The sequence below is a fragment of the Mucilaginibacter puniceus genome (assembly GCF_054783175.1).
In genome coordinates, this window is the sequence record NZ_BAAGRB010000005.1 from 71,027 (window position 1) to 92,285 (window position 21,259).

Below are 21,259 nucleotides of genomic sequence, written 5' to 3' on the forward strand. Positions count from 1 at the left end.
GAGATAATAAGATCAGTTAATTAAGAGGAGAAGTTAGTAGCTTCTCCTTTTTTAGTTTAACGAATTTCCGCGCAGATTGTTTACTTTAAATTAAAAATATTTTTAGGTTATTATTTACGCGCCGCCGCAGGATTATTTATCAATGAATTATATAATTTATCTATTTCAATAGGCTTGCGTAAAAATCCATTAAAATATGCCCTATGTTCATTTTGATATTCGGCCGTAACATCAGCCGTTAAAGCAAGTACGGGTGTCTTATTGTTTGGATTTACAGATGATGCGATAAGCCTGGCAGCTTCAAAGCCATCCATCTCGGGCATATGTATATCCATTAAAATAAAATCATAGGTTTGCTGTTTCGCCATCTCAACAGCTTCCAGCCCATTTTTGGCATGGTGTGTGGCCATTTTCCAATTGCCGAGCAATTTGGTTATTACCATAGCATTTATCAAATTATCATCGGCAAGCAATACGGTTTTCCCTTCCAGGTTATCTGTAAATTTTAATGAAACTTTATCGGCAACGGCAGCCTTTTTTAGTTTAACCGTAAAATAAAACGATGACCCTTTTCCCACGGTGCTATCTACCATTATTGTACTATTGTGTAATGATACCAGCTTTTTAACAATAGCCAAACCCAGGCCAGAACCGCCCTGCTTTTTAGTGGTAATTGATTTGGGTTGCGAAAAACTATCAAAAATATGTTCCATATAATCGCTGTTTATACCCATACCTGTATCGCTAACCTTAAACAGCAATTCGTCGTATTGTTTATTCCCGGTTATTTTTTTAACAATAATATCCACGTGGCCGGTTTGTGTAAATTTTATGGCATTAGTAACCAGGTTACCTATTATTTGCGATATTTTGGTCTCATCTATTTCATAACACCCGGCCAAACCATCATCCATATCCAGATTTAATTGCAACCCCTTTTCGCTTGCCAGGCTATGGTAGGTGTTTTTTATATTTTCAAGCAAGGATTTAAGTTTTACAGGCCAGGTTTCCAAAACGGCTTTGCCGGCATCCAGCTTGGTAAAATCAAGTATATCATTTATAATATGCAGCAAATTATTTGAGGCGAATTTAAGGGCATTAACTAACTCCTGCTCTCCTTTATCGGTCCTGTCGCCCAATAATGACGCTATGGTTATTACCGCATTTAATGGTGTCCTTATCTCATGGCTCATTGTCGACAAAAACTCCTGCTTTACAACAGCAATCTGCTCCGCGTGGTTTTTCTTTTCAATGATCTCCGCCTTTTCTAACTGAACCTGGGCCTCCTTCTTTAAGGATTCCATTTTGGTGAGCAGGTCATAGTTTTCAATAACGGTTAAGGTTTGGTTGTTGATCACCGACTCCTTTTCCTTTAAATATAGTTCCAGGTAATTTAATGCGTTTACCGGATCATTATCCAGCTTATAGAGTTGATAAAAAAGACGGTAGCATTTAAATTTTACCATTATTAAATGGTATTCTGTACTATAGTCCAGGCAGGTTTTAAGTAATACTTTGGCTTCTTCCAACCGCATGGTCTCCACATATAGAGCAGCCAGTTTATGGTAGGCCATACCTAAACCCAAAGCTTCCCGCATTTTGAGATGAATTTCTATCGCTTTTTTAAAATCTGTTTCTGCTTCTTCATATCGTTTTTGTGCCAGATAAACTTTACCTCTGCCATATAATCCAAAAGCCAGCCCGCGAACATCCCCTGTTTGAGTTTTTATAGCTATCGATTCGCTGATCAACTCAAATGCCTTATCAATGTTTTTTTGTTTAAGATAGATGCCCGACAGCGTGTTATAAGCATTTGATTTAAGGTTAAGATCCCCGGCTTTCTCGGCAGCGGCTATAGAATCTTCATAAGTTTTAATGGCATTTTTTTCGTCGCCAAAATACTCGTATATCGTTCCTAATGATTTATGTGCCCTGGCCAGGTTATGATAGTCATCATACTTTTTAAAAATTGTTATGCTATCCAACAAATTAACCATACCTAAGTGATAGTTATCTGTTTTATAGTGTACCCCCGCTATATTGTATTTGGCATTGGCAATACCCTGCTCATCGTTTAATTCTTCAAAATAGGCTATGGCCTGGGCAGCCATGTGTAATGATCGCTCATATTCGCCGCATATCATCGAGAAAAGAGAGAGGTGGCTAAGGCTTTTAGCCTGTAAAGAAATATCGTTAATGTCCTTGCTTAACTTCAGCGCTTGCTTAACAAGCCTGGTGCTTCGTTTTAAATCGTTTGTCCTGCAGGCATAAGCTGTATCTAAAAGTGATGTGATCTTATCTTTAGTGTCCTCAGGAGATAGCTTCATAACAATAATGCGATTGACCGTTAAATTAATAAATTTTTAATTATATAACCTACACATTATTAATTATTTATAATTTACTTAAACAAAATATCCGCCATTAAAATAAACTGTACTGCATATCTGCGCTAATGGCAGCAACGTTGTTACTTAACCTGTCGGCGATATAAAAAACGGGCGTTTCTTCAAACCTTGATGCAACGATCACTTCCGTTCCGCGCGCGTGGGTATTAAATAAATTATAAACCAGTTTTGGGCAGTTATTATCTTTTGAAAGGTGCGCCAGCAGCAAATGGCTCATGTGCGCGGGTTTATGTTCCATAAATAAAGCCAGCGCCTGCGCATTTGACAGGTGACCATAGCCACCGCGTATGCGCCGTTTTAAATAAAAGGGATAGCGGCCGGTCTCCAGCATTTCTTCATCATAATTGGCCTCTAAAAAAGCCGCGTGGCATAATTTAAAATGATGCACCAGGTTATCGCACACCGCGCCAATATCAGTAAACACCCCCACATTAATTTCGCCGCAGGATATAATAAAGCTATGAGCATCGGCAGCATCATGCAGCTTTTTAAAAGGGGTTATTTTCAGGTCGCCTATGGCGATGGGTTCACAATGAAAAAACTCCAATACATCTTCTAAATACAATCCGCCTTTTTGTAAGGTACCCGGAGTAATGTATACAGGGAGTTTATATTTTTTGGCCAATACCGCTACACCGCGAATATGATCGCTATGCTCATGCGATACAAAAATGGCTTTAACCTTTTGCATGGATAGCCCCAGGCGTTTCATCCGCGTTTCGGTTTCGCGGCAGGATATACCCACATCAACCAGCACAGCTTCGCGCTGGTTACCAACGTAATAACAATTACCGTTACTGCCCGAATTTAATGAGGTAATATATAATGACATCCTGCTACAAAGTACCGCATTTTAGCACATAAATCAACGAGTGTTGATATTTTTTCAAAGCCCGATGTAACAGAAGAGGGTGATGCACGGGATTACAGTGTTCTGGAAAATCGTGTTGAAAAGCTGGAGCAATATTTGGCCCGCCCAAAGGAAGAATTTGCTAAATTAATGAAAGAGCTAAGTTAAGCTGCTAACTGCATCTCAACTTTCGTCAACAACTCTTCGGTATCAAATGGTTTGTGCAGCACATCATCAGGTGCGCCCTTTTGTTTTAACGATTCGTCTATATCATCTTCAGCAGAGCACATAATAACCGGCAACCAGCGGGTCGACCTGTTTAGTTTTAATAACTTGCAGATCTCCCTGCCATCCATACCGGGCATAATAGCATCCAGTATAACCAGGTCGGGGTGATTAAATAATATACTGTTCAACACATTATCGCCGTTGGGCAGTGCAATTACTTCGTAGCCTTTGCTAATTAATATAAACGTCATGATCTCAATCATATACTCGTTATCATCCACGATCAGTATCTTCTTTGACATTGTATTATATTTTAACTAATGTTATAATACAAACGGTATGCCACTAATTTTCAGGGGGTTAAAAACAGACGTAAAAACGACAAAAGCCCGCCGTATAACACAGCGGGTTTAAACCCTTTTAAAATTGTCGTTTCTCTCTTCGTACCTCGTTCGAAATGACAATAAGGGGGGCTTTAAATATATATAAACAACTCCTCAGCCGGGCGGCGCACTTTGGCCTGTTTGCTATATACATCCTCGTCCGAGCGGAAACCTATGGGGGCAATTACCACCGATGTTAAACCCAGTTTGTTCAATCCTAATATCTCATCAAACTTACCCGGCTGAAAACCTTCCATAGGGCATGCGTCAATACCCAGGTCGGCAGCGGCAGCTACCAATACACCTAAAGCAATATAGGCTTGTTTGGCTGCCCAGGTTATCTTTTGTTCCTCGGTCATATTGCTGACCATATTACTTATGCTTTGTTCAAAACCGGCCAAATGCTCGCGACCTATTTCGCGGGTTTGGGCTATCAGGTCAATATATTTAGCTACAAAAGCTGTGTCCACATTAGTTTCGGCAGCAAAAATAATTACCTGCGATGAATGCGTTAACTGCGCCTGGCCGTGAGCCGCTTCACGCAATTTTTCGCGTATTTCGGCATCCTCAACCACAATAATTTTATAGGGTTGCAAACCCGCTCCGGATGGGGATAACCTCACCGCGGTAAGTAAATCGTTTAGTTGTTCTGGGGTTAGCTTCTTTGTATTATCAAAGCTTTTGATGGCTGCGCGCCATTGTAGTTTTTGTAGGATTGACATAACCTTTATTTTATGTGTTTAAACATCAAAATTAGATGTTTAAACATATATCATGGTCACTACAATGCCATCGTTATATCAGTCCTTTGTCTTTTAATTCGTCACGCCTGGCCTTTTCTTCTTTTTTGATGGCGCGCTTTTCCTGTCGTTTTTCCTTATTGCTTTTGTTGGAGCTGTCAACCGCTTGCAGCCGTCGCTGTTCTTCTTCCTTTAAACGCTGTTCCAGTTTTTGGGTAATAGTGTCCTTTTTACCAAATAGGCGCTGTATAAAATTAGGTTTATTTACAGGCTCAGGGGCCGAAATTATAGGTATTATGATCTCATCATCTATATCATCGGCCTGCAGCATTTGTATGGCGGTAGCCGAGTCAACGGGCTCAATCTCACTTCGCAGGCTTTCGCGTAAGCGCACATCGTAAAATCCGTAACCAAGGGTGTCGCGTTGGGTTAAGTTTGCCCCTGCCATTAAACGGCCCAACGAGTTAAAGTAACCGATCAGGCCGGGGCGTAACGAGCCATCCGGTAAAAAGGCATACAAACCGGTGCGTGGTTTGGGTACAATACTGGCCAGGTAAATACTTTCGCCCAGGGTAAGCTCTGAAGGGCCCTTGCCAAAATAATAGTTGGCCGCTTCGCGGATGCCGTAAACATTGGGCCCCCACTCCACAATATTAAAATAAACCTCCAGCATGCGGCTTTTGGTCATGATGTTGTTATTCTCGATGAGCCATACGATCATGATCTCCTCAATTTTGCGGGCCAAAGTTTTAGTTTGGGTTAAAAAGGTGTTTTTTATCAGCTGCATGGATATGGTGCTGCCGCCACGCTTAAATTTTTTCTTCTTAAAGTCTTCTACCAATGACTTACGGAGAGCTTCCTCCACAAAACCATGGTTTTTATAAAACGTGGGGTCCTCGGCAGTCATCACCGCGTTACGCAGGTTAGGCGATATTTGGTCAAGCGGGGTGTAATTATAATTTCCAGGCCCTATGATGCGCGGCGGCATGGGTTTGCCTTTGGCATAAGGGGTGTACACAAAGGTGCCGTTTAGTTTGCGCAGGTCGGTTTCGCCGTATTGCAGTATTTTAAAATCTTCTTTACCTAAACTCGAGTCAAACACCAGGTCATCGGGTTTAGAGCTATCCAGGTACAGGTTAAAGTTATAGTTTAACTTACCTGCCACTTTTATGCCCTGCAGGGTTTCAAACATCCCCGAAGGGAACGAATCAAAAATATCCTGCGCGTTTTGCCAGCCGGTATTTAATTTTAGTTCGTAAATTTTATGGGGGCTAAGCGTGTACTTAATATAAGGGTGGGCCTCGGCCTTTTTTAAATGGATAACCGACGAACTATCAACCGATACAAAGTTTTTACCCACCACCAAATTAGCATCAATAGATCCTTCGGGGACTACAATGTCTTCTGTAGATAATGCCGGGTGATTGATCAGCATATTGGTTACCGCGAAGTAGCTCTCAATTTTGGTTTCGCCATCGCTGCGACTAACATCATTTAAGCGGGTGGTTATTTTATCGAAGTTGAGTTTGATATTATACTTTTTTTCGATGATGGGCAGCTCCACCTTTTTACCATCGGCGTATAGGCTTACATCAATTTCATCATCACCGGGGTCAAGCGTTCCTGCAAAATGCCATGTGGAAGCGCCATCATCTACTTTTATGGTCGATGTCAGGTCGCCGCCATCAATGGTAGCGGTTTGGGTTAATAATTTAACACCGGCACTGTCGGTTTTATAACTTACCAAAAAATTATCTACCTGCATATCATCAGGTATTTTGTACAGCACCTGGCGTATTAAATTATTGGCCAGTACGGATAGATCAGATTTTGTTTTGGTGGTGGTAGTATCGCGCTTCTTTTTAAACAGGAAATCGAAGTTTTTTACGCCCTTAATATCTGTAAGATTCAAGTGGCCATCCAGCATATTTAATTCGGCCAGTTTAATATTGCCAAATATCAGCGGGAATATTTTAACGCCCACATCAAAGCTTTTAATGCTTAACAACGTATCCCTATCCTGCGGAACAATGGTAATACCATCAAATGAAACGGTAGCTAAGCCGCTAAACCTTGCCGAGCCGATCTCGACATTTAAATTATAGTCTTTTTTGGCTTTGGCTTTGGCCTTAGCAATGGCACTGGTTAATAAGGCTTCGCGTTTAGAGTAAATGACTATCCCACCGATGAGCAAAATAACAAAAAGGGTGGCAGCAACAATTCCGGCAATCCGGATATATTTGGGATCGATACGACGCATTAACAAAATTTTATCCAAAACTAAACTAAATCCTATCCGATACAAACGTTAGGATATGCAAAATGTTTCCTTGCCGAGGGTATGTTTAGATATTTGTTAGTCTTCTTTAAATATAAATCCGCCCGGATTTTCTTTGAGTTTAACACGTCTGTATGAGTTTACTAAAAAATCCACCAGGTCAACCAAATTTAACGGAGGCTTTTCTGTTTTGATTTTTAACTTTTTATCGTTGTAATATATCGTAAAGTTATATCCCGGCGCGTCAGAAACTTTAAAAGCTTGTTTCCAGGTGTGCATTTTTTTTAACTCGCTGGTTTGTAATAAATAATTTAGCGTATCTAATTGTCTGGCTGTTAACACTCCTCTATATGTCCCCTTATATGGTTCTGCATATTCCCCCCCGGTCAAATAGTAGGTGCCTTTATTATCAATATCGATATTTAACACCGGGCAGGTGCCGTAGCAGGCGCTTGCTGTGAAATGTAACCTGCTAAATTTGAGCGTCTTGTCTTGAAGATACGCTAGATTCTTAAATTTGTAATACGGCTTGCTTATAAATTTATGCGGTTTGCTATTATGCAGTATTAGTTCAAGTTCTTTATTTCCTGATTGCTTGATGAGGTACTTAGCAGTATCAATTACCAATATTTGCATTCCATTTTTTAAAGTTGTGTAACGATCAATGAACATTAAAGTGTCTTTAGCCTTTTCATATTTTTGGTCCCAGGGTAAACTACCAAGCATAAAACTCGCGACATCCTTATGAAATGAAATATATTCCAAATCATCGGTTACCCATTTAAAATTAGTGAAGGACGATTGGGCATATACCGAAGTACTTACTGTTAATAACAATGCGGTCAAAAATTTCTTCATGTTTAAATATACAATTCTCAACTCTTTTATTACCCCCCCCCATTTTATCATTACCATGACACTACTTAATGCCCCTTTTAGTAAGTTTGTACCTGTATAGATATGAGCATCACTAAAGAACAAGTTTTACAAGCCCTAAGTAATGTAGAGGAGCCCGACCTTAAAAAGGATCTGGTTACCCTAAACATGATAGACGATATCGTAATTGATGGTAATAACCTGAGTTTTTCGGTTATTTTAACCACGCCTGCATGTCCGTTAAAAGCATTAATTGAAAACGCCTGCCGTAACGCTATAGGCCACTTTATCAGCAAGGATATTGTGGTAACGGTTAACATGACATCAAGGGTAACCTCGCAAAAAAACACGGGTGTGCCTAATGTTAAAAATATCATCGCGGTAGCATCGGGCAAAGGCGGTGTAGGTAAATCAACCGTGGCGGTTAATTTGGCTTTGGGTTTAGCTAAATCGGGAGCTAAAGTGGGCTTGATAGACGCGGATATTTACGGCCCGTCTATCCCCATTATGTTTGGATTGGAGGGTGCCAAGCCACAAGCCAGCAATGTGAATGGCAAAACCCGTATTGAGCCTATTGAAAAATACGGTATCAAACTATTATCCATAGGCTTTTTTACCGACCCTAACCAACCCGTACCCTGGCGCGGGCCAATGGTATCAACCGCTGTAAAACAATTGTTTAACGATGCCGATTGGGGCGAACTGGATTATCTGGTGGTCGACCTGCCGCCGGGTACCGGCGATATACATATCACCATTACGCAAACCTTCCCGGTTACGGGGGCGGTAATTGTAACTACTCCGCAAAACGTGGCGCTGGCCGATGCTAAAAAAGGTATAGGTATGTTTATGATGGAAGCCATTAATGTGCCGCTTTTGGGTATAGTGGAGAACATGGCGTACTTTACCCCTGCCGAGCTCCCCGAAAACAAGTACTACATATTTGGACAAGGCGGTGGCCGCAAACTGGCAGAGCAGCTGGACGTACCATTTTTGGGCGAAATACCGTTAATAAAAGGCATAAGCGACTCGGGCGATGCGGGTAAACCGGTTATTTTAAACGAGGATGGACCAATGACCGGGGCGTTTATAGAGATGGCTGAGCGCGTGGCGCAGCAAATTTCTATCAATAACGCCAAAACGCCGCTTGGTGAAAATGTTATAATAAATTAATAACTTTACGTTATAATAATATTAAAATGAGCTTATTAGAACAGGTAGAAAAGGCTTTAGATACCATCAGACCGTATTTGGAAGCCGACGGCGGGAATGTTTCGGTTGAGGAGATCACTCCTGAAAATGTGGTGCGTTTAAAGCTGTTGGGTTCATGCGGCTCGTGCCCAATGAGTATAATGACCTTAAAAGCTGGCATTGAGCAGGCTATATTACGCGAAGTGCCCGAAATTGTGGGCATTGAAGCTATAAACCTGACAGATATAGACGACCCTAACGCCGTGCTACCTGAAAACTTAAGGTAATTGTTAAGTATTGTTAAATTGTATACTGCGTACCACCAATTACGTATTTTTAAAAACTAAAAAAATTTTTGTTGATTAATAACAAAGGGCAAAGCATAATTAGCGCAATGAAATATATATTGGGCATATTGTTTTTACTGATGGCCTCCGCGGGTTTTGCGCAGGAGAAAGAAACCCCTTTGGTTCAATTTTCGGGTATTGTTTTTACTGCCGACAGCGCCAGGCAAGATATTATACCTTATGCGAGTGTGGTTAACTTAACCCATAAAAGCCAGCCCGGCATATCAAATTACGAAGGCTATTTTTCGATGGTGGTACATGAGCAGGATAGCATACGCTTTACCTGTGTGGGATATTTTCCCGAAGTTATTGTTATTCCGGCCAACCTGCCTAATAAAAGCCTTACGTTAAAAGTGCGTTTAAGGCCGCAAATATTTAATCTGCCAGCTTTCCGGGTATTCCCGTGGGCAACGGTTGATGAGTTTAAAAAGGACTTTTTAACAATGAAGGTAGCGGATGATGACCTGGCTATTGTTATGAAGAATCTTACCAAATCAACTATGGAAGCTACGCAACGTGGTTTGCCTCGCGATGGTTCAGAACCTATAGGCCAGGAGATGCACGACAAAGTTGTAAACTCGCACTCCATGACCAACCCGCTGCTAAACCCATTTGCATGGGGTGCTTTGATCAAACAAATAGCTGACGGGGATAAAAAACGGAAAGTTACCGCCAATGACGACGGCTATAATTTTTAACGACCTTTTTTAGCCGCCGGGAACTTCATTTTATAGTCCACGTCCACCGCGCCTTTGGCAATATCATTTAGTTTCTTTTCCAGCAGGCGCTTGCGTAATGGGTTCAGTTTATCGGTAAATAGTTTACCTTCTATATGATCATATTCGTGCTGAATAATGCGTGCCGCCATGCCGGTATAGGTTTCTTCATGATGTTTCCAGTCCTCATCATAATAAGACAACTTAACGGTTGATTTACGGGTAACATCTTCCCTGATATCAGGTATACTTAAACAACCCTCGTTAAAGGCCCACTCTTCGCCTGTTTCTTCTAAAATACAAGCATTAATAAAAGCCTTTTTAAAATCTTTTAACTGCGGTTCTTCATCGTCAAACGGGGTGGCATCCACCACAAATAACCGCATGGACAACCCTACCTGCGGCGCGGCCAAACCTACACCACGTGCACCATACATGGTCTCGAACATATCGGCAACCAATTCTTTAATATGCGGATACTCCGCAGGTTCAATGGCTGTTGCTTTACGCCTTAAAACCGGGTCGCCGTAGGCTATGATAGGAAATTTCATAACGCAAAATTACAGTAAAAATTCATTTGTTAAAATAACCCTCTTGTCATTTCGAACGAGGTACGAGGAGAAATCTATTCATAGATAGGTCCTGAGTAATGTGTATAGATTTCTCGCTATGCTCGAAATGACAAGAGGATATGATTTGCTCTAATCCTTCGGCTCAAACAGCAAGGTGATCATTTGCTTGTCATCTAATATCTCATTGCTGATCCCTAATAACTGCTCGGTAGTTACGGCATTTATTTTAGCAAATACCTGGTCGAGGGTATCAACGGTATTCAGATCCAACAGGCTCTTGGCCATGGATATGATCAGGCTCATGCGGTTCTCTTCGGCAAGGGCAATCTGCCCTATAAATTTTTGCTTGGCCTGGTAAAGTTGCAGGGTGCCCAGTTTGTTATCCCGCAATTTTTTCAATTCTTTATTGACCAGTCGCATGGCTTTATCGGTTTTTTCGCTATCCGTACCAAAATAAATGGAGAACATCCCCGTATCCGTCAATGAAGTATAGTTGGATTCAATAGTATAGGCAATACCATGCTTCTCGCGTATCTCCATATTCAGGCGATTGCTCATGCCCATGCCGCCTAAAACGTTATTAAGCAGCAATAACCCATATTTATCAGGATGCGATGACGAGTATGCCTGGCTGCCCATTACACAATGGGTTTGCGATATGGGCTTGGCCAATACTATTTTTTCAGCCGCGTTAACAGACGGTTTAATACGGTTCTTTTTGGTGTAGTTAGCGGCAATGCCCCCTAAATATTTATCGGCCAGTTTGACCACCTTTTTCATGTCATAATCACCATACACCGCGAATATCATTTCGGAAGTATTGTAATTTGCCGACATAAATCCCCGCATATCCGCTACGCTTAATTTGGCTACGCTTTCGGGTGTGCCCAATATGTTTTTGCCAATAGGGTGGCCCTTAAACAACATATCTTCAAAATCATCCTGTATGGCTTCTTCGGGCTGGTCAAGGTACGAGGCTATTTCGTCTAATATTACCCCGCGCTCCTTTTCCAGTTCCTCTTCGGGGAAGGTAGAGTGGAACAATATATCCTCAAACAGGTCAATGGTACGCTCCAAATGCGGGTTTAGCAATGAGGCGTGGATACAGGTATATTCTTTGGTGGTATAAGCGTTCAGGTCGGCCCCTACCAGTTCCAGCCGGTTCAATATCTGGCTGGTGTTGCGGCGCTCGGTTTCTTTAAAAAGCAGGTGTTCTATAAAATGGGCCAGACCTTCCCTTTGTTCCGGTTCATCGCGCGAGCCCGCGTTAACCAAAAAACAGCAATGCGTAATTGCCGACGAAGCATGTTTGTACATTACCCGGATACCATTGGGTAAGGTGTAAAGCTGGTAGTCCATCATGAAAAGTAAATATAGGGAATTATTACTCACCCCGACTACGCTTCGCTGGTCGACCCTCTCTTCCGCAAGCGGTAAAGAGGGTTGTCGGGAATTAAATCCCTCTTTCCGCCAAAGGCGAAGAGAGGGTGGTCGAGTGAAACGATGACCGGGTGAGTCTACGCATGCCTCTTTATAAAATCCTTACACCCCTGCTCAATCAATTTAAACACCGGGGCAAATTGGGTATCATCCCAATAAGGGTCGGGTACATGTTTGTCGCCTAACAGCATACTTACTTTATTGCGGTCCTCATCGTTACGGGCCTGGGCCAGCACATCGCGCAGGTTGTTTTTATCCATTACAATGATGTGGTCAAACTCGTCAAAATCGCTCACCCTAAAAACACGGCAAACCTGCCGGCTGATATCTATACCATTATCCTTAGCCGTACGGGTTGAGCGCCTGTCGGGCCCCTGGCCAACGTGCCAGTTACCTGTGCCGGCCGAATCGACTTCCCAATCCAGTCCGGCTTGCTTAACCAAATGCTGCATAATACCCTCGGCCAGCGGCGAGCGGCAAATATTACCCAGGCAAACCATTAGTAGTTTCATTGTGTGGTGAGTAGTTAAGCGGTTGATTGGGTGAGTAGTTGGATTAACTTAATCAACTACTCCCTCAATCAACTCAATCAACCAAAAATATCATTCAACAACCCCGCTAACCTTACGCCGCCTTTTAGCAGTTGTTGGTTAACGGTATCAATAAATTTAAAGTTGTAGGTATAGGTCAAATTATCGCCGGGCTTGGTTTCTTTATATATCCTCTCGGCCAGCTGGTTCGACTCAAATATCCAGCGGGTAATAGGGTCTTTTTGCCATTGGGTGCGTTGTGCAAGTGTGGTATGGTTTATGGCCGCGGCGTACTCCGTATAACTTAATTCCTGAAAGTTCACTAACTCACTATCCCAAACCGAATGCAGGTTGGTTTGCTTACCAAACCAGCTTAGTTTAACCGCGTTACCTCCCTGGTCGTCGTCACGCGCGGTATGCATAGGCTGATGTATATCCTCGGCAATATGTATCAATAAACGCAGGTACATTAGCTTATTTTTTTGAGGCAGATCTTTCTTTTTTAGTTCCGCTACCAAAAACTTCATTTTGGTATAGGCATCGGTATTGGTATCATGCTCCAAAAACTCCACCATTTCCGGGTAGCTCATGGGGCGGGCAAAATCTACATAATGCCATGATGATAAATACTTATAGCTGGTGTCTGATTTTATAAAATCGGCCCAATTACTGGCCAGCGCCAGGCTCTCGTTGCCCAATATTTTTTTTATAGCCAGGCGCGCTTTGGCGGTAAGGTAGCTATCAGCAATTTGCCCGGTTATACGGTGGCCCTGGGTGCCCCATGCAGATACAGCCATGGGCACAACAAACAAGACTATACCGATAATTAATTTTTTAAATAGTTTCATATCACAATGGTTTGGGCACACAGGTAAATTTTTGTGTGCGATAAATATCTATAGGTATAACGCTTGATGGACCTGCCAGCGTTAATAAAGTATCGGCTTTTTTAGTCACCTTAAAAACTTCCTCGTATGGGCCCGACCTAAAACAACCCTCATACTTTTTAAGCCGGAAGTTAGCATCGCAAAAAAAGCCTTTTAAACGTACGGTGTCGTTTTGCTGCCTGTAGGTGCCACGTATATATTCTGTCCACTGTCCCTTGTTGGTACAGGTATCAACACCGGTATTTACTTTGCTAAACGTTTGCTGCGTTACAAAAAACGAATCGCATGTAAATTTAAACTTATACAACGAATATGTAAGCAACTGCTTTTGCACAGGTGTTGATTCCTGCTGCCACTCACCTTGCAGGTATGCTTCGCCCTCGCCCTGGAAATCGGGGTTAAATGAGCAAGCCGCGGTGAGGAGGCATAAAGCGGAAAGGAGAAAGCTTAAAGGTTTGCTCATGTATAATTAATAAACGTCATTGCGAGGAACGAAGCAATCTCTACATGAGCTAATCAAAACCGAAAAGCTAATTAGAATAAATTTCTGCAACCCGTCCGGTGCAGAGATTGCTTCGTTCCTCGCAATGACGCGTGGTTTTTACTATTTCAAACTACCTATCATATCTTCCGGTCTCACCCACTCGTCAAACTGCTCGTTGGTTAACAAGTTTAAGCCAATAGCTGCTTCGCGAAGCGACAGGTTTTCTTTTAATGCCTTTTTGGCAATTTTAGCCGCGTTTTCATATCCAATATGCGGGTTAAGCGCGGTTACCAGCATTAATGAGTTTTCTAAATGCTTTTTGATACCGGCATAGTTTGGCTCAATACCTTTAGCGCAATGGTCGTTAAATGATACACAAGCATCGCCAATTAAACGTGCCGACTGTAAAAAGTTAGCCGCCATTAATGGTTTAAATACGTTCAGCTCATAATGTCCGTTTGATCCGCCGATAGATATAGCTACATCATTACCCATCACCTGTGCAGCAACCATAGTAACTGCCTCGTTTTGGGTTGGGTTAACTTTACCCGGCATGATTGATGATCCCGGCTCGTTATCCGGAATATGTATCTCGCCAATACCCGAGCGCGGGCCCGATGCCAACAAACGGATATCGTTAGCAATTTTCATTAATGACACCGCAATTTGTTTCAACGCACCATGACTCTCTACAATGGCATCATGCGCAGCTAACGCCTCAAATTTATTCTCGGCCGTGCGGAAAGGTAAGCCGGTAAACTGAGCAATATATTCTGCTACTTTAACATCATAACCTTGTGGGGTGTTGATACCTGTACCTACAGCAGTACCGCCTAATGCTAATTCTGAAAGGTGGTCTAAAGTATTACGCAACGCTTTTAAACCATGGTTCAGTTGCGACACATAGCCCGAAAATTCCTGACCCAAAGTTAATGGCGTAGCATCCATCAGGTGTGTACGGCCAATTTTAACCACGCTTTTAAAAGCTTCGGTTTTGGCTTGCAGGGTATCGCGCAGTTTTTCAATGCCGGGGATGGTTACATCAATCAGCATTTTATAGGCCGCTATGTGCATAGCGGTTGGGTAAGTATCGTTTGATGATTGTGATTTGTTTACATCATCATTAGGGTGGATAAAAGTTTTACCCTCGCCCAGCATATTGCCTGCGGCAACGTGCGCACGGTTGGCAATAACCTCGTTCACATTCATGTTTGATTGTGTGCCCGAGCCCGTTTGCCATATCACTAATGGAAACTCGGCATCTAATGACCCGGTCAATATCTCATCACAAACACCGGCAATCAGGTCGCGTTTATCGGCAGGCAATACACCCAGATCAGTATTGGTATAAGCCGCCGCTTTTTTCAAATAAGCAAAAGCCGCGATGATCTCTTTTGGCATGGATGCCTCCGGACCAATTTTAAAGTTATTGCGCGAGCGCTCGGTTTGCGCGCCCCAGTATTTGTCGGCAGGTACCTGTACCTCGCCCATAGTATCGTGTTCAATTCTGAAACTCATGGTAATATGTGTTTTTTAATGGCGCAAATTTAGGGTTTTATGTGGTTAAAGCCAGTTGGCAGTTCAAATAAATGAGTAATATTTTGGCTAAATATTGCCCGGATACTAATGCAATAGGTTTGCTTGCTGTTTGGCGGTTGCCCGCTTTTAGGTTTCACCACATATTTGATTAAATTTAAAAAGCACATGAAAAAGTATTTATTCATTATCGCGGGTTTTATGGTTTGGGGGGTTAGCAATAATGCTATAGCTCAAACTTTGGGAGGATGGTCCTCAGAAACAAAACGTCTTATGCATAATATGCGGGATGACCCAAAGGATCAATGGTCATATACTGGCAGTTCATCAAACACCAGCCAAAAAAGTGCTACAGATTTTAAAGTATGGATAAAAACACACGCAATTAAAGATGTGCCTCCCTTTTTTGGTTATACTTATTATTTTAACTATACAGCCAAAGGGGATTCATTAGGGGCAGAATTATATAATACAGCATCGTTAGAACTGGCCACAACCTCTATTACACCCGGTAACGCAAATAACTATCAATATAAAATTATAGAAAATGATCGTACAGAACTTGTCCCATGGACCACTCCGTCTAATTTTAAGTCGAATAAATTTACAACATACGCCTATCTGGGCAAATTTGACTGCAGAAGGAAATCGATCACACTAATAATAGCTGAGAAAAATAACAAAGACAACTATTCCGTTTACCACTATAACAGCGATGATAAGCCTGCAGCTAAGCTTAGAATGATGATGATAGAATACCCTACCGGGATGAGTGCCAAGGGGCCATCACAAATGGCAAAGGGCTTTACTATATTGGGGGCAGATAATCCAAAAAACATTCGCCTGGAAATAGAAGACACCGGTGAAAACGAGTTATATCATGTTTATCTTGAAAGACAATACAATGGCAAAACAGATACTACTTCAGTAGGAAATAGTTGGGAACAAGTATTTAGCAGATTCAACCCTGCAATGAAAATCAACAGTTCGTTTTTTAAAGAGCCGGGGACATATACCCTGATTATTAGGCCTGAGATGAATGTTGGCCAGGATATGCCTCCGGTAATAACAGGCTCCGAGTTTAAAGTTCATTTTACTGTCGCTCCCGGCCCAATTACAGTCCCATTAAAGTTAGTTATTTTCATAGTCCTCATTATTTTAGCCACTGGTCTCCGCATATATTTTTACCTACGACGAAAAAACAAATTAGCCGCACAAGCCAAGGAGATAGCTGTACTTCAATTGCAATCAGTACGCTCACAACTTAACCCGCATTTTATTTTTAATGCCCTGGCGGGGATACAAAACCTGATGAACAAAAACGAGGTGGAAAATGCCAATAAATACCTTGCCCGCTTTGCCCGCCTAACCCGTAATGTTTTAGATGATGGGCAAAAAGAATTAACCCCTATTGCACAGGAAGTAAACCTGCTAACCGATTATTTAGAAATGGAGCAGATGCGCTTCGGGTTTAAGTTTGATATTAACGTTAGCGATGATGTTGATCAGCAAATAGAGATACCCGCCATGCTATTACAGCCCTTTGCGGAGAATGCGGTGAAGCATGGCATATCTGCTTTAAAAGGTGATGGGCTGGTAACGGTGAATATTGGTCAAACCGGTAACGATATTACTTTAAAAGTTACCGATAATGGCGGTGGGTTCGGCAAAGGCACAACCACGGGTATGGGTATTAAATTGTGTGAAGAAAGAATACGCTTGTTAAATGCGGTGTATAAAAATTCGACTATCTTGCTGCATATAAACCCAACAGGCAAGGGCACTACTGTAACCATCGAACTAAAAAACTGGCTGTAAAAACATGAAAGCGCTTATTGTTGACGACGAAGCATCCAACCGCGAAAACCTGCAAACGCTGCTAAAAACCTATGCGGATGATGTACAGGTATGCGCGGTTGCCGAGAGTGTAGCCGAAGCAATAGGCACTATCAAACAGCATCAGCCGCAGTTGGTTTTTTTGGATATACAGTTACATATTGAAACGGGATTCGACCTGTTAAAACAACTGGGCGAGATCAACTTCGAGATCATTTTTATTACGGCATATAACCAATATGCTATACAAGCCATCAAATTTTCGGCACTGGATTATTTGTTGAAGCCCATTGATATTGACGAGTTAACCTCGGCTATTGACAAAGCGCGCAGATCCATCCAACAAAAACAAAAAAACGAACGACTGGGCTACCTCTTAGAGTATTTAAAGGACGAAAATAAAGCCACCCCACGCATAGCCCTGCCCATGCTGGGCGAAACCCGGTATGTAAACATTGCCGATATCGTCCGTTGCGAAGCGGATAATACTTATACCCGTTTTATACTAAGCAACGGCGAAAAAATACTGATATCAAAAACCCTGAAAGAGTATGCCGATATGCTTACCGGGCACCGCTTTTTGCGCACCCACCAAACCCACCTGGTTAACATGGCCTACATTAAAAGCTGGCTGCGCGAAGATGGCGGCAGCCTGTTGTTAATCGATCAAACTAAAATACCGATATCAAAATTGAACCGCGAAAAAGTGAAAGCGGCGCTGGCAGTTAATTTTTAAATAGCAACCTAAACCTTGTCAATTAGACTTACGAAGCTTTGGAAGCTTCGTAAGTCTTTTATAAAAGCTTACCTTTGATAGGTATCAAATCAACTCAGCCATGAAAAGCATTTTTTCTATTACCCTTGTTAGCTTATCATTCCTCATCATATTCTCTTTTAAAGCCCAGTCACAGGTATCCAGCCAACCGGCAAATCTTCCGGGAATTAGTTACCCATGGAAAAGCAGCGAATTGATGGAACCCGCTGCTTTGGCCGGTATATTGAAATCAGGGAACGAAAAAATAACCATACTTAACATAGGGGTGGTTGAAGATATCCCCGGTGCTATTCATATAGGCGGCGTAAGCAATACGCAAAATTTGGAAAAGCTACGGGAAACATTAAAGGGTTTACCTAAAAATAAGCCGGTGGTCATCTACTGTGGCTGCTGCCCGTTTGCTAAATGCCCAAATATCCGCCCGGCCTATAACGAACTGAAAAACGCCGGGTTCACACAGATCAGAGTTCTTGACTTGCCTACCAATTTGCAAACCAATTGGATCGCCAAAGGCTATCCGGTAGAAAAAAACAGGTAGTAGAATATTTTACCTGGGAGTGGTAAAAATATTTTAAGTAACGCCTATTTTGGCTAAAGCCGCTTGTCAGGCTTTTTAGTTCCGTCCCATAAATGGGACGGCAATGAATGCTGAGCAATTTTATCCGGCAATAAATTTAGAAACAATTCATTGCCATTGGCTTCAGCCAACGGATTGTAAATCTGGAGGAATTGGCTTTAGCCGAACCACGTATTCTCTCTGCGTCACTCTGTGTCTTCTCTGTGCTCTTTGCGGTTAATATAAACACAGAGAACGCAAAGCAGGCACGGAGTACGCTAAGTTTAATCTCAAAAACTCCTTGCTGTTTCTCTAACCCAATTATCTAATGTCAAAGTCTGCTGCGGGTTATCCTGCTGCCATTTGGCATAGGCTCCTTTCTCACCACTTAGGCTTACCAATTTAACAAAGGTTGATAACTGCGGACTTTGCGCCAATTGATAAAAATATCCGGCTAAATAATTATCATAAAAGTTCTTATCAGTTTTTTTGGCAGATAGCTGCCCGGCCGTGATGAAAACACTTTTTAACTGATATTCTAACAAAGCTAATCCCTGCAAATTTTTGGTTTTGCCTGCGGCGATGATGGAAGCCAGCCCACTATTCAGGGACAATGTTTCCTTGTCCTTAGCAGCAGCTTCTGTTTTTAAAACCCCGCCGCTTAATATGCTTTGCATATTGGTATAGGCTTCTTCGGCACGCTGGTTTTGCGGATCGAGCAGTAAAAAACTGCAAAAGGCCAGTAAAGCGTTTACCCGCTTATTTTGATGAAAAGTTACCAACCCATACAACCGCTGGCTGTTGGCATGTTTGGGGTCGAGTTTGATGGCTTCAATAGCACTGGCTTCCGCATCGGCATATTTTTTAGCGCGGAAGTAAGCAATGCCTAAATTAAAAGGCAGGCTTTGGTAAGCAGGGTCAAGTTTAATACCCTCTTTATAGGTTTCAATGGCCTTTTCGGGTTGCTGGATTTTATCGTAGATGTTGCCCAGCAGGTCATAAACGGCGGGTTTAATAGTACTATTGGTTTGCAGGATGCTTTCTAAATAGGGTATACCCTCGGCCGGGTTAGCCGAATTATATAGCGTAAGCGCTTTTTGGTAATTTGCGTTATTGGTCGTAGCATCATTTTGAGCCAATAAAGGCTTTGCCATTATTAACATCGCAACCACCATTAAAATTGCTTTTCTTACTTGCATCGCTATAAAAATACAAAGGATGAACGGGCTGTTGATAAAAATATTTTAAAGTTAATTTTATCCCGAACTATAATCTTTATTTTTCGGTGCCGTTAAATAAATAAAGTGTTTTTTATGAGATTACTGTATAACAGCGCCTTAACCATCGCTGCTACCTTGCTTTTACTTGCCTCCTGTTCGTCAACTACCAATAATGATAAAACTTCCGGACCCGAAGCCTGGGGAAATGAGCCTTTCGACACCAAATCTATATTAAATTATAACCCCAAAAACGGCGATAAACGCATTGACGCTTTTTTTAAACACCTGCATAAAGTTAGTGGCTTTAACGGCAATATTTTGGTAGCCAAAAAAGGAAAGATCATATATCAAAACGCATTGGGCTGGGCCGACTACCTGCGTCGCGACAGCTTAAAAATTAATTCGCAGTTTGAACTGGCCTCCGTTTCAAAAACCATGACAGGTACGGCCATTATGCAATTGTGGGAGCGCGGCAAAATTAAACTGGACCAGGATGTACGCGAGTTTTTTCCGGATTTTCCATACGAAGGTGTTACCATCCGCTTGTTGCTTACACACCGCTCGGGCATGATGAACTACGTTTATTTTACCGAAGAAGTATACAAGAAAGAACACCTTGATCAACGCAAAGGCTTAACCAATGCCGAAGAGATGGCGCTGATAGCCAAATACAAGCCTGCGCGTTATAACAAACCCGATAAGAGTTTCCATTACAATAATTCCAACTATATGGTACTGGCAGCTATTATTGAAAAAGTTACCGGCAAAACTTATGCGGATTATATGAAGGAGAATGTTTTTACACCTGCCGGGATGAAAAACACGGCGGTGTATTCAAAAGCGGTATATGATAAAATTCCGGTTGATGTGGTGGGGCATGATAGAAATAGCTTTAAATATTCGGTAGCGCAAAACTATTTGGACGGCCCGGTGGGGGATAAAGGAATTTATAGCACCGTTGGCGACCTTCTTGTTTTTGACCGTGCGCTACGTGCGGGCCGCTTGCTAAAAAAAGCGACCATGGATTCGGCATATACTGCACATAACCCCCTGTTACGCGGGCATTTTAGCTATGGTTATGGCTGGCGCACATTTGATGCCCCCGGGCAAAAAGTAGTATACCACACCGGTTGGTGGCACGGCTTCAGGCATATTTATTTGCGCGATTTGAAAAACGATATTACCATTGTGTTGTTAGGTAATAAAGTAAATGCCAGTTTGTTAAAACTGGATGAACTATATAACATTGCCGGCATGCCGGTGGTGCGTAAAGAAGCCTATAAGGGTAACGGGGATACAAGTGAAGATTAGGATCAGATGTGCAGATGCTTGGATATGCAGATGTGCAAATGATTAGATTATAGTTTAATGTTAACGTTTGCGATAGCGAAATTGCAAAATAGCTG

Annotated in this window: 20 protein-coding genes; 7 read left to right on the plus strand and 13 right to left on the minus strand. The window is 42.1% G+C overall.

Annotated elements, in window-relative coordinates; translation table 11 throughout:
- Positions 1–110: 110 nt before the first annotated feature.
- The 6 genes from ACYVJ6_RS15065 to ACYVJ6_RS15090 all read right to left on the minus strand — a co-directional run bounded on the left by ACYVJ6_RS15065 (position 111) and on the right by ACYVJ6_RS15090 (position 7,745).
- Entirely contained in the window at positions 111–2,327 is a 2,217-nt protein-coding gene (locus tag ACYVJ6_RS15065) for a tetratricopeptide repeat-containing hybrid sensor histidine kinase/response regulator (RefSeq protein WP_460694918.1), read from the minus strand.
- 97 nt (positions 2,328–2,424) lie between these two features.
- Positions 2,425–3,240 (minus strand): MBL fold metallo-hydrolase, encoded by an 816-nt coding sequence (locus ACYVJ6_RS15070; protein ID WP_460694919.1) that lies wholly within the window; start codon positions 3,238–3,240, stop codon positions 2,425–2,427.
- Positions 3,241–3,422: 182 nt separating this feature from the next.
- Positions 3,423–3,788: a response regulator gene (locus ACYVJ6_RS15075; protein ID WP_460694920.1), complete on the minus strand. Its 366-nt coding sequence runs from the start codon at positions 3,786–3,788 to the stop codon at positions 3,423–3,425.
- Between the two features lie 173 nt (positions 3,789–3,961).
- Entirely contained in the window at positions 3,962–4,591 is a 630-nt protein-coding gene (locus ACYVJ6_RS15080) for an NAD(P)H-dependent oxidoreductase (protein WP_460694921.1), read from the minus strand.
- Between the two features lie 73 nt (positions 4,592–4,664).
- A complete protein-coding gene (locus ACYVJ6_RS15085) occupies positions 4,665–6,869 on the minus strand; it encodes a transglycosylase domain-containing protein (protein WP_460694922.1) in 2,205 nt (734 codons plus the stop codon).
- 96 nt (positions 6,870–6,965) lie between these two features.
- Positions 6,966–7,745 (minus strand): DUF6438 domain-containing protein, encoded by a 780-nt coding sequence (locus tag ACYVJ6_RS15090; RefSeq protein ID WP_460694923.1) that lies wholly within the window; start codon positions 7,743–7,745, stop codon positions 6,966–6,968.
- A 102-nt stretch (positions 7,746–7,847) separates the two neighbouring features.
- Here ACYVJ6_RS15090 and ACYVJ6_RS15095 point away from each other — a divergent pair, with 102 nt between their 5' ends.
- The 3 genes from ACYVJ6_RS15095 (at position 7,848) to ACYVJ6_RS15105 (ending at position 9,999) form a co-directional block, all read left to right on the plus strand.
- Positions 7,848–8,936 carry an Mrp/NBP35 family ATP-binding protein gene (locus tag ACYVJ6_RS15095; RefSeq protein WP_460694924.1) on the plus strand — a complete coding sequence of 363 codons (1,089 nt, stop codon included), beginning with the start codon at positions 7,848–7,850 and terminating at the stop codon, positions 8,934–8,936.
- 26 nt (positions 8,937–8,962) lie between these two features.
- Positions 8,963–9,241 (plus strand): NifU family protein, encoded by a 279-nt coding sequence (locus ACYVJ6_RS15100; RefSeq protein WP_460694925.1) that lies wholly within the window; start codon positions 8,963–8,965, stop codon positions 9,239–9,241.
- A 107-nt stretch (positions 9,242–9,348) separates the two neighbouring features.
- On the plus strand, positions 9,349–9,999 hold the full coding sequence (locus ACYVJ6_RS15105; RefSeq protein WP_460694926.1) for a hypothetical protein: 651 nt from the start codon (positions 9,349–9,351) through the stop codon (positions 9,997–9,999).
- On the opposite strand, the gene def is transcribed toward ACYVJ6_RS15105, so the two are convergent.
- From def to fumC, 6 genes are all read right to left on the minus strand, one after another.
- Positions 9,996–10,568 carry a peptide deformylase gene (gene def, locus ACYVJ6_RS15110; protein ID WP_460694927.1) on the minus strand — a complete coding sequence of 191 codons (573 nt, stop codon included), beginning with the start codon at positions 10,566–10,568 and terminating at the stop codon, positions 9,996–9,998. The two genes, ACYVJ6_RS15105 and def, sit on opposite strands and share 4 nt — an antisense overlap.
- Positions 10,569–10,718: 150 nt before the next feature.
- Positions 10,719–11,948, minus strand: a complete 1,230-nt coding sequence (locus ACYVJ6_RS15115; RefSeq protein WP_460695120.1) for a M16 family metallopeptidase — start codon at positions 11,946–11,948, stop codon at positions 10,719–10,721.
- A gap of 158 nt (positions 11,949–12,106) precedes the next feature.
- A complete protein-coding gene (locus ACYVJ6_RS15120; RefSeq protein WP_460694928.1) occupies positions 12,107–12,541 on the minus strand; it encodes a low molecular weight protein-tyrosine-phosphatase in 435 nt (144 codons plus the stop codon).
- 77 nt (positions 12,542–12,618) lie between these two features.
- Complete coding sequence (locus tag ACYVJ6_RS15125) at positions 12,619–13,407, minus strand: S1/P1 nuclease (RefSeq protein WP_460694929.1); 789 nt, start codon at positions 13,405–13,407, stop codon at positions 12,619–12,621.
- Between the two features lies 1 nt (position 13,408).
- Complete coding sequence (locus ACYVJ6_RS15130) at positions 13,409–13,909, minus strand: fumarate hydratase (protein ID WP_460694930.1); 501 nt, start codon at positions 13,907–13,909, stop codon at positions 13,409–13,411.
- A 141-nt stretch (positions 13,910–14,050) separates the two neighbouring features.
- The gene (gene fumC, locus ACYVJ6_RS15135; protein WP_460694931.1) at positions 14,051–15,448 is read right to left on the minus strand and encodes a class II fumarate hydratase; all 1,398 of its coding nucleotides are present in this window, start codon (positions 15,446–15,448) and stop codon (positions 14,051–14,053) included.
- A 186-nt stretch (positions 15,449–15,634) separates the two neighbouring features.
- Between fumC and ACYVJ6_RS15140 the strand changes: the two genes are divergently transcribed.
- From ACYVJ6_RS15140 to ACYVJ6_RS15150, 3 genes are all read left to right on the plus strand, one after another.
- Entirely contained in the window at positions 15,635–17,284 is a 1,650-nt protein-coding gene (locus ACYVJ6_RS15140; protein WP_460694932.1) for a sensor histidine kinase, read from the plus strand.
- A gap of 4 nt (positions 17,285–17,288) precedes the next feature.
- Positions 17,289–18,038 (plus strand): LytR/AlgR family response regulator transcription factor, encoded by a 750-nt coding sequence (locus ACYVJ6_RS15145; RefSeq protein WP_460694933.1) that lies wholly within the window; start codon positions 17,289–17,291, stop codon positions 18,036–18,038.
- 100 nt (positions 18,039–18,138) lie between these two features.
- A complete protein-coding gene (locus tag ACYVJ6_RS15150) occupies positions 18,139–18,615 on the plus strand; it encodes a rhodanese-like domain-containing protein (protein WP_460694934.1) in 477 nt (158 codons plus the stop codon).
- 308 nt (positions 18,616–18,923) lie between these two features.
- Here ACYVJ6_RS15150 and ACYVJ6_RS15155 read toward each other — a convergent pair whose 3' ends face one another.
- Positions 18,924–19,787: a tetratricopeptide repeat protein gene (locus tag ACYVJ6_RS15155; RefSeq protein ID WP_460694935.1), complete on the minus strand. Its 864-nt coding sequence runs from the start codon at positions 19,785–19,787 to the stop codon at positions 18,924–18,926.
- Positions 19,788–19,946: 159 nt separating this feature from the next.
- Between ACYVJ6_RS15155 and ACYVJ6_RS15160 the strand changes: the two genes are divergently transcribed.
- Positions 19,947–21,164 (plus strand): serine hydrolase domain-containing protein, encoded by a 1,218-nt coding sequence (locus ACYVJ6_RS15160; RefSeq protein WP_460694936.1) that lies wholly within the window; start codon positions 19,947–19,949, stop codon positions 21,162–21,164.
- Positions 21,165–21,259: the final 95 nt, after the last annotated feature.